Source organism: Xenorhabdus sp. PB61.4 (assembly GCF_963894935.1).
GTDB classification, from domain to species: Bacteria; Pseudomonadota; Gammaproteobacteria; order Enterobacterales; family Enterobacteriaceae; genus Xenorhabdus; species Xenorhabdus stockiae.
Window position 1 is genome coordinate 1 of the sequence record NZ_CAWQJR010000111.1, and the last position, 2,063, is coordinate 2,063.

Genomic DNA, 2,063 nt, shown 5'->3' on the forward strand with positions numbered 1-2,063 from the left:
CTGGAGTGGAATGTAAAATAAAAAACAACACAAATTATTTATAGCACCAGTGAATTATTATATGAGCCATTTATCTAGCCGTTACTTTATTATTTATTTTTAAAATAAGAGGAATTTCTAATGGAATCAAAAAACAAAAAAAATGATCAATTAGCAATTATTCACACATTAAGTAAATTTGAAATAAAATTACATTCTGGTTTTAAAGAAGCTAATGTGTATGCCAATAGAAGAATGCAAGTTGGCGTCTATATTTTGATTCAGGCAAAAGATGATAATGATCGTCTAATCCAATTATCTGATGAGCAGTTGGATAGCATTCAATTAATTAATCATTCTACTGGAAATGAATTATCAGGAGAATGGGTATACAACTCTATAGAAAACAATTACAGCCATACGTTTCCTGATGATCCCCCTCCACAGAGGATGGATTCCTTATATGAAGAAAAAACAAATAAAACTCCCCAGCATAAACTCTATTGGATCCTCACAAGTAAAACTGAAACAATGAAAATTGGGGCGCAAATTATACTGAATAATAAAAAATATAATACAATGGAAGGTACACCTTCAAATTCACACGTTGTTATTATTAGCCATCCAGAAATTAACTATATTAGTGACAACCTCATTATTGAAGAACAAAAAGACATTAAATCTGGTAAATATAAGTTCGAGTTTGAAAGATATATTGATATTATCGGAACTAAATTGGGTGGATTTACACATTATTATAAGTGGAACCAAACAAATTATTATATAAAATCCAAAAATGGATTTCCCGTGAAAGATTCTTATATCTGGAACACGGTTAATGATGATGAACCAAGTAATATTGAATTTCGTAGATTCAGTTATTTAACTAATAATGACAACCTCTATCTTTTTTTTATTTGGGGCATACATCAAGAAAAAAATAAAATTGTTGGACATCCAGATGTCAATAAAGAGGTTAGTATTCCTAGCGGTGATTTTGCTCCTCCTACAATTGAATCAACTACAGCTTCAATACAAGTACATTTAGATACCCTAAATCCTCACTCTGATGCGGTAAGTATTACTAAATTATATTTCGAGTCCCCACAAAATGATTTCTGGGGAACGAACAGTCACTGTAAGCCATATTTCTACTTCCATGATATTTATGGAAACAGATCCGGTCATATACGTGTAATCATAAATGAAGATCACCAATCTTTTCATCTGCAAGATGCAGATAATGACTAAGTGATAGTTTAATTTAAATACAACCGCCGATAATTCGGCGGTTGGTTATTGCATTAGAGTCAATCATTATTGTTGTCTGATTATCGTTCAACAGATAGCGTGAGGTGGACAATCATGACACGTCCACGAATGGTCCTCGTCACAGCCACTAATACCCGGTCCACCATGATGGTTACCAGGGTTATCACCTCCAGGATCATCACCTCCGGAGCCTGTAGACGGAGGATCTTTTTTCTCCTTAACTGCTATTGTAATAACGTGAGATTCATTAACAGGATTATTGAAACAATTTTTAAAGTCGCATATAGCGGTAATTTCCATATCACATCCAGTTATATGAGGAGCGTCAGTTGCTGTAATATCTTTTGTTTCAATAACATTATGCCACCACGCATCCCCATCAAACTGTTTAAGCAACCTAATATTACACATTTTACTGGAGGAATCACTTTTTATCTTCCAAGTAACATATTTATCTTCCCCCCTACAATCGCCAGTATCATCATATTTTATGCCTTCTAATTTAAGATCTTTTGATTTCATATGAACAGATTTAAACGATGGATCTATGCAATATTTATCTGTAGTTCCAATATCCAGTGGACCATATTCACCACCATTAACAAATGTTAGCAGAGTTCCATTGGATGAAAAATTACTAATAGGTTTAGCTCCTTGCTCCTGATTATTTTTTTCATCAGGCATAACATTATCTATTTCTGCTTGTACTCCATTAGAAATAAAAATAATCATAAAAAATAACATTATAAATGATTTCACTTTATTTAATATCATATGCGCCCCCAAAATGTAGGATAAACACATTATAAATA

The 2,063-nt window shown here is 32.6% G+C and carries 2 protein-coding genes; one reads left to right on the top strand and one right to left on the bottom strand.

The genetic code is table 11. The features are described from left to right. The first annotated feature begins 120 nt into the window (after positions 1-120). Positions 121-1,230 (top strand): hypothetical protein, encoded by a 1,110-nt coding sequence (locus tag AACX68_RS06345; RefSeq protein ID WP_228860837.1) that lies wholly within the window; start codon positions 121-123, stop codon positions 1,228-1,230. An 87-nt stretch (positions 1,231-1,317) separates the two neighbouring features. Here the strand turns inward: AACX68_RS06345 and AACX68_RS06350 are convergent. Further along, positions 1,318-2,063 (bottom strand): hypothetical protein (locus tag AACX68_RS06350; protein ID WP_228860838.1); only part of this gene is annotated, 746 nt, incomplete at its 5' end.

Bases quoted from the DNA above. Each gene is read 5' to 3' on its own strand.
- AACX68_RS06345 (WP_228860837.1), top strand. From the start codon at position 121: ATGGAATCAAAAAACAAAAAAAATGATCAATTAGCAATTATTCACACA.